This window comes from Stenotrophomonas sp. 05L44_2 (assembly GCF_056665995.1).
This window is the reverse complement of record NZ_JBFTNR010000129.1, coordinates 1-7,344: the sequence shown is the minus strand read 5'-3', so window position 1 is coordinate 7,344 and position 7,344 is coordinate 1. Positions and strand designations below refer to the sequence as shown.

6 protein-coding genes are annotated in these 7,344 nt (G+C 67.5%); 2 read left to right on the top strand and 4 right to left on the bottom strand.

Features of this window, described 5'->3' with window-relative positions:
* Nucleotides 1-444: 444 nt before the first annotated feature.
* From ppk1 to AC1VAN_RS06485, 4 genes are all read right to left on the bottom strand, one after another.
* Nucleotides 445-2,532, bottom strand: coding sequence for a polyphosphate kinase 1 (gene ppk1, locus AC1VAN_RS06500; protein ID WP_480985493.1), 2,088 nt, complete (start codon nucleotides 2,530-2,532; stop codon nucleotides 445-447).
* A 4-nt stretch (nucleotides 2,533-2,536) separates the two neighbouring features.
* On the bottom strand, nucleotides 2,537-3,868 hold the full coding sequence (gene phoR, locus AC1VAN_RS06495; RefSeq protein WP_025878120.1) for a phosphate regulon sensor histidine kinase PhoR: 1,332 nt from the start codon (nucleotides 3,866-3,868) through the stop codon (nucleotides 2,537-2,539).
* A 105-nt stretch (nucleotides 3,869-3,973) separates the two neighbouring features.
* Complete coding sequence (gene phoB / locus AC1VAN_RS06490) at nucleotides 3,974-4,663, bottom strand: phosphate regulon transcriptional regulator PhoB (protein WP_480985492.1); 690 nt, start codon at nucleotides 4,661-4,663, stop codon at nucleotides 3,974-3,976.
* Nucleotides 4,664-4,779: 116 nt separating this feature from the next.
* On the bottom strand, nucleotides 4,780-6,426 hold the full coding sequence (locus tag AC1VAN_RS06485) for a M48 family metalloprotease (protein WP_480985491.1): 1,647 nt from the start codon (nucleotides 6,424-6,426) through the stop codon (nucleotides 4,780-4,782).
* 146 nt (nucleotides 6,427-6,572) lie between these two features.
* On the opposite strand from AC1VAN_RS06485, the gene grxC reads away from it, so the two are divergent.
* Both grxC and AC1VAN_RS06475 read left to right on the top strand, forming a co-directional pair.
* Nucleotides 6,573-6,863, top strand: a complete 291-nt coding sequence (grxC, locus tag AC1VAN_RS06480; RefSeq protein WP_025878124.1) for a glutaredoxin 3 — start codon at nucleotides 6,573-6,575, stop codon at nucleotides 6,861-6,863.
* Nucleotides 6,860-7,252: a carboxymuconolactone decarboxylase family protein gene (locus AC1VAN_RS06475; RefSeq protein WP_005408260.1), complete on the top strand. Its 393-nt coding sequence runs from the start codon at nucleotides 6,860-6,862 to the stop codon at nucleotides 7,250-7,252. Before grxC ends, AC1VAN_RS06475 begins: the two co-directional genes overlap by 4 nt.
* Nucleotides 7,253-7,344 lie beyond the last annotated feature (92 nt).

The following is a 7,344-nucleotide window of genomic DNA, read 5'->3' as shown; positions in this document are numbered from 1 at the left end:
CCCCCAGACCGGCCCAGCCGCTGGCGGCTGTGCGTTCGGGCGCTTGCGAAGCAGTGCTTCGCAAGCAAAGCGCCCTCACCCTTGGGGGCTTGACCGCGGCATCCATGCCGCGGACACCCCCGCAACCGGACCCACCCCGCCTTCGACAGGTTCCGCGATCTGTCGGAATGGCATGGCCTGCTTCTGGTGGGTGTCGACCTTGCCTGCTGTTGGTAGGTGTCGACCTTGGTCGACACGGTGGATCCACGCCATGCGTGGATGAATCCAAACGTGCCAACCAAGGTCGGCATCTACCGGATCGAAGGGCCTGCATATGTCGACCTTCGACAGGTTCACGCGGCTGTTGGTAGGTGTCGACCTTGGTCGACACGGTAGATCCACGCCATGCGTGGATGAATCCAAACGTGCCAACCAAGGTTGGCACCTACCTGGCCACCTACCGGGTCAGAGGCCCTGCATCAACGCCATCTGCGCCGAATGCGGGGCTTCGTCGTGGGCCGGTGCGCGCTTGTGGTAGATGCCTTCGGCATCCAGCTCCCAGGCGTTGAGGTTGTCGTCCAGGTAGTTCTGCAGCACCTCGCGGTACACCCGCTTGGCCAGCGCCGGGTCGAGGATCGGGAAGCAGGTTTCCACCCGGCGCAGCAGGTTGCGTTCCAGCCAGTCGGCGCTGGCGCAGTACAGCTCCGGTGCGCCGTCGTTGCCGAACCAGTAGACCCGGCTGTGTTCCAGGAAACGGCCGACGATCGAGCGCACGCGGATGTTGTCCGACACGCCCGGTACGCCCGGGCGCAGGGTGCAGGCGCCACGGATGATCAGGTCGATCTGCACACCCGCCTGCGAGGCGGCGTACAGCGCACGGATCACCTGCGCTTCGTTGAGGGCGTTCATCTTGGCGATGATCCGCGCCGGTCGCCCGGCGGCGGCGATGCGCGTCTCGCGCTCGATCCTCGCCAGGATCCCGGTGTGCAACGTGAAGGGCGACTGCAGCAGGCGCTTGAGCTTCATCTTCGACGCCAGCCCGGACAGCTGCTGGAACAGCAGGTGCACGTCGTTGCCGATGTCCGCATCGGCGGTGATCAGGCTCAGGTCGGTGTACGCGCGCGCGGTACCGCTGTGGTAGTTGCCGGTGCCCAGGTGSRCGTAGCGGCGCAGCTTGCGGCCTTCGCGGCGCACGATCAGCAGCATCTTGGCGTGGGTCTTGTAGCCGACCACGCCGTACACCACCTGCACGCCGGCTTCCTGCAGCCGATCGGCCAGGCCAAGGTTGGCTTCTTCATCGAAGCGCGCGCGCAGCTCGACCACCACGGTCACGTCCTTGCCGGCGCGCGCCGCCTGGATCAGTGCATCGACGATCAATGAGTCCTTGCCGGTGCGGTACAGGGTCTGCTTGATCGCCAGCACGTTCGGATCAAGGGCGGCCTGGCGGATCAGGTCGAGCACCGCCGCGAACGCGTCGAAGGGGTGGTGCAGCAGCAGGTCCTGGCGGGCCACGGTCTCGAAGATGCCGTCGCTGTCGCGCAGGGTGCGCGGGGTCATCGGCGGATACTTCAGGTCCGGCTGGGCGATCAGGTCGTACAGCTGGATGATGCGGTTGAGGTTGACCGGTCCGTCGATGCGGTACACCGCGTTCTCGGTCAGGCCGAAGTTCTGCAGCAGGGTGCGTACGATGTCGCGCGGCATGTCGTGGGCGATCTCCAGCCGCACTGCAGGCCGGTAGCCGCGGTCCACCAGCTCATCGCGCAGGGCCAGCGCCAGGTTTTCCACTTCCTCTTCATCCACCACCAGCTCGGAGTTGCGGGTGACACGGAACTGATAGGCGCCCAGCACTTCCAGCCCCGGGAACAACTCGTCCACGAAGGTGGACAGCACCGAGGACAGGAACACGAAATTCTGCGGGCCGCCGAGTTTTTCCGGCAGCTGGATGATCCGCGGCAGCGAACGCGGTGCGCGCACGATGGCCAGGTGGCCGCTGCGGCCGAACGCATCGGTGCCCTTCAGCACCACCACGATGTTCAGCGACTTGTTGAGGATCTTCGGGAACGGATGCACCGGATCCAGGCCCAGCGGCGACAGCACCGGCATGATCTCGTTGCGGAAATAGGCACGCAGCCAGCGCTTCTGGCGATGGGTCCAGGAGTTGCGGCCGAGCACGCCGATGCCGGCCTCCATCAGCGCCGGGCGCAGCGTCTGGTTCCAGCAGCGGTACTGCTGGTCCACCAGCTCGGCGGCGCGCTCGTGGATGGCATTGAGAATGGCCTGCGGGCTCATGCCGTCCGGTGCCGGCGGCAGGCCGAACTCCTGTGCATGACGGACCGCAGCGGCACGGATCTCGAAGAATTCATCCAGGTTCGTGCAGGAGATGCACATGAAGCGCAGGCGCTCCAGCAGCGGCACCTGCGGGTCCATCGCCTGCGCCAGCACGCGGAAGTTGAAATCCAGCTGCGACAGTTCGCGGTTGATGTACAGCGCCGGGTCGCGCAACGGATCGCTGTCCGTGCTCACGGGGAGGGGGAGGGATCCGAGGCTGCTCATGGCGTCATTCTTCGAAGGAGGTCAGGGGGGCGGACTCACGCGGTCGCACGTGGTCGGCATCGAAATGGCAGGCGAACACCGAGCCCTTGCCGACCTCGCTGTCGATTTCCAGGCGTGCGTGGTGCAGACCGAGGATGTGCTTGACGATCGAAAGGCCCAGGCCGGTGCCGCCGCTTTCGCGCGAGCGGCTGCTGGAGACGCGGTAGAAGCGTTCGGTCAGGCGGGGCAGGTGGGTGGCCGGAATGCCATAGCCGGTATCGCGTACCGCCAGCACCACGCCGTCGCCCTCGCGGCGGAACTCCACCGCGATGCGGCCACCGGCCGGGGTGTAGCGGACCGCGTTGGTGACCAGGTTGGAGAACGCGCTGTGCAGTTCCTTGGTCGAGCCCTGCAGGTCCACGCCGGCCAGGTCGTCGATGCTGATCTGGTGCCGGCCCTGGCTGTGCGCTTCGGCTTCGCGGCGCAGGGTGGCCAGCATGGGCTGCATCGCCACCGTCTCAGCCTCGCTGTGTTCCTGCGATTCCAGCCGAGACAGGGTCAGCAGGTCCTCCACCAGCTGGGCCATGCGCTGGCTCTGCTTGCGCATTTCCTCCAGCATCGGTCCGGTTCCCGGGAAGTCCTCCGGGTCCATCATGTCCAGGTAGCCGTGGACCACGGTGAGCGGCGTGCGCAGCTCATGTGAAACGTTGGCCACGAAGTCGCGGCGTACCTGTTCCAGGCGCAGCAGCTTGCTGACGTCACGGGCGATCAACAGCCAGTAGTCGGACGAATAGGGAATCAGGCGCAGGTTCAGGCGGATCGCAGGATCGACCGGCGATGGCACGTCCAGGATCGGTTCGGCATTGCGGCCACCGGCCAGCCAGTGGGCCAGCGGCATCGGCTGCAGGCGTTCGACCAAGGCCTCACCCAGATCGCCCGGATGATGCAGGCCGAGCAGGGCCGTGGCCGCTTCGTTGAACCACTGCACGCGCTGGCTGTTGCGGTCCAGCACCACCACGGCGTCGGGCAGCGCGGCCGCTGCAGCGCGATAGCTGCGCAGCATGTCCAGCAGTCGCCGCTTGCGCACGCGCATCTCGACCTGGTTGCGGTACAGCAGGCGGTCCAGCTCGTTCCAGACGCCGGTGCCTTCGGCGGCGGTGTCCCAGCGCTGGCGCGCGGTCAGCCGGCGCAGCACGCGGCGCAGCCGCCAGTAGTGCCAGACCAGCGTCGCCAGTGCCGCCAGCGCGATGCACAGCCACAGGTGGCCAGTGAACCAACCGACCAGACCGGCCAACAGCAACACGGTGGCCACGGTGGCCAGTGTCTTCAACCAGGCAGAGCGGATGTGGCGGGGCATTGCGGTCTCGTCGTGGGTTGCGGCGGTTCACGCAGGTGAACCGGAAGTTATAGCAGAGTTGCCGACGCCGGCACCGTGGGGTGCACGGCGCCGGCACGACGAGGCTCAGGTTGCGGTGGAGAAGCGATAACCGGCGCCGCGCACGGTCTGCACCATGTTCTCGGCGTTGAACGGTTCCAGSGTCTTGCGCAGGCGGCGGATRTGCACGTCGAYSGTGCGTTCYTCCACRTACACGCTGCCGCCCCASACGTGRTCCAGCARCTGCGYGCGGGTRTACACGCGCTCGGGGTGGGTCATGAAGAAGTGCAGCAGRCGGWACTCGGTCGGGCCGATCGGCACCGGCTGGTCGTTGGCGAACACGCGATGGGCGGCACCGTCGATGCGGATCGCGCCCACCGCCACGCTGCCGTCCTCGTCATCGTCGCGGGCGCGGCGCATGACCGCGCGGATACGCGCCAGCAGTTCGCGCGCCGAGAACGGCTTGACCACGTAGTCGTCGACACCGGCTTCGAGGCCGCCGACGCGGTCGTTCTCTTCGCCGCGCGCGGTCAGCATGATGATCGGCACTTCGCGGGTGAGGGTTTCCTTGCGCCAGCGCCGGGCCAGGTCCAGGCCGCTGGTGCCGGGCAGCATCCAGTCCAGCAGGATCAGGTCGGGGACGCGGTCGGCGATGGCGGTCTGGGCCTCGCGGGCGTCACCGGCGTGGACAGGTTCGTAATCGCCCTTGCGAAGGGCGAAGGCGACCATTTCGCGGATCGCGGGCTCGTCATCGACGATCAGGATGCGTTTCTGCACGAGGGCACCGTAGGGCTCAGTTACTGGAGTGGTGCCAGTAGACTACGGTTTGATGACATGTTTGTGACTGCCTGGCCGGCATCTGGCTTTGCTGCCATCTGCCGGTCATGCCGCACTCAGCGGCGGTCCAGATCCGGGTCCTGCACGCCCTGCCGGCGCAGCTCGAGCACGGTGGGCGTGATCGACTCGATCCGCGCATCCACCCGGGCCCGACCGACATAGTCCAGCGCGGGGTTACGCTTGAGTGCCTGCAGCTGCATCAGGGCCTGTTCCGGGCGCCCGCCCAGGAACGCCGCCTCGGCATAGGCCTCGCTGGYGCGGACGCTGTCGCCGGCCAGTTCACTGGCGCGGGCGTAGCGCTGCTGGAAGACCGGATCGTTACCGCTTTGCGACAGCAGGGGGCGCAGCATCGCCTGCGCGCGCTGGCCCGCGGCCTGGCCTCCCTGCTCGTTCAGGATCTCGGCGTAGGTCAGGGCCACCGGCCGGCTGTTGGGGTGTTCGTGCAGCAGCTGCTCGAAGCGCGCATTGGCCTGGGTGGATTGGCCGGTGCGCGACTCCGCTTCGGCCAGGGCCAGGGCGACCCACAGGCTGTCCGGGTGGGTCTTCAGCAGGTCGGTGAGGGTCTGCCGGGCCTGGTTGGCACCGCTGCGGCCACCGCGCATCGTGGCCAGCGCCTGGCCATAGCGCTGGGCGTCATCCAGGCCGTCCTTCTGCCTGCGCGCAAGATCGGTGTACTCGCGTTGCAGGTCGGCCGGGCTGTCGGCGCTGAGCACGCGCAGGCGCTCACGGGCCCAGTTGAAATCGCCACTGGCGCCGCGGCTGAGCTGGCCGATCGGAACCCGCAGCACGCTGCCGGGCAGCAGCGGGTTGATGCCGCGCAGCAGCGGATCGCCCAGGGTCGGGTCGGCGGGATCCACTCGCTCCTTTCGCTCGCCGCTGGGCGTGCGCGTGGTCAGCAGCACCGTGTCCTTCTTCATCTGTTCGGCGCGGGCCTTGGCCTCGCTGATGCGGGTGGTGTTGACCGGGTGGGTGCGCAGGAAGTCGGGAACGCTGTAGCCGCCATCGTTGCCGCGCATCGCCGAGGACATGCGTTCGAAGAAGCCGGCCATCGCATCCACGTCGTAGCCGCTGCGCGACAGCGTGCGGATGCCCAGCCGGTCGGCCTCCGATTCGTTGGAGCGGGTGTAGTCGATCTGCCGTTGCTGCATCAGGCCCATGCCCGAGCTGATCGCGGCCATGGTCGCGTTGCCCGAGGACGAACTGTTGCTGGCCTGGGCGGCAACCACCGCCGCCAGCATCCCCAGCAGGATCGGGATCTGGTCGCGCTGGGCGCGCTCGACCCCGCGCAGCACGTGCTGCTGGGTGACGTGGGCGATTTCGTGCGACAGCACCGCCGCCACCTCGTCCTCGCGCTCGGCCGTCAGCACCAGGCCGGCATTGACGCCGATATAGCCGCCGAGGGTGGCGAAGGCATTGATCTGGCGGTCCTTCATCACGAAGAACGTGTAGGGCTGGCGYGGCTGGTCACTGTTGGAKCCSAGSCGGGYGCCCATGGTCTGCAGCCAGTCRTTGACCAGSGGRTCRTCSAGYAGGTAGCCRTARTTGCGCAGTTCGCGCAGCATCATCGCGCCGTACTCGGCCTGCCGGGCCGGGGTCAGCAGTTCGCCCGCCGAGGAGCCGATGTCCGGCAGCTTCTCCTGGGCCTGCGCCAGCGGGGCGGCCAGGGCCAGGGTCAGGGCAGCGGTGAGCAGCAGGGGTCGCAAGCGGTCGGTCCTCGGGCAGGGTCGGCCCAGCGTGGCAGGGCAGGGGGCAACCATTCGTTAATCAATCCACAGTGTTGCGGGCGTGGCGTGGAAATTCCAGCGCACCGGTACCATATATGGACCGTCGATCCATCGTGGAGTTTCCCGTGACAGCCCAGTCCGCCGGCGCTACCCCCGCCATCACCATCTATTCCACCGCCGTCTGCCCGTACTGCGTGGCCGCCAAGAACTTCCTCAAGAGCAAGGGCCAGCAATGGACCGAGGTCCGCATCGACCTGGACCCGGTCGAGCGCGAGAAGATGATGGCCAAGACCCGCCGCACCAGCGTCCCGCAGATCTTCGTGGGCGACGTCCACGTGGGCGGCTACGACGACATGATGGCCCTGCATCGTGAAGGCAAGCTCGAGCCGCTGCTGGCCGGGCAGGGCCAGGCATGAGCGCGGCCGACGACGGCAGCAAGGACCGGATCGCCGAGTTCACCGACTTCCGCAAGCGCATGAATGAACGCATCCTGGGCGAGCCGAACCAGGTGGTGCGCCGCTTCTTCGCCCTGGATACGCAGACCTACCAGGCCGGCGCGCTGGACGTGAAGACCAAGGAGTTGCTGGGCCTGGTGGCCTCGATGGTGCTGCGCTGCGACGACTGCATCAGCTACCACGTGGCCCAGTGCAAGGACGCCGGCGTCACCCGTGAGGAGTTCTTCGAGACCTTCTCGGTAGGCCTGGTGGTCGGCGGCTCGATCGTGATCCCGCACCTGCGCCGCGCGGTGGACTTCCTCGACCAGCTGGAAGGTGGCGCCGCCGCCCCGGCAGCGCACGAGCACTGAGCCTGGCCGCTACCGCGAACCGGGCCCTCTGGTAGTGCAGCGCACGAGCACTGAGCCTGGCCGCTACCGCGAACCGGGCCCTCTGGTAGTGC

Bases quoted from the DNA above. Each gene is read 5' to 3' on its own strand.
- phoR (WP_025878120.1), bottom strand. From the start codon at position 3,868: ATGCCCCGCCACATCCGCTCTGCCTGGTTGAAGACACTGGCCACCGTG.
- AC1VAN_RS06475 (WP_005408260.1), top strand. From the start codon at position 6,860: ATGAGCGCGGCCGACGACGGCAGCAAGGACCGGATCGCCGAGTTCACC.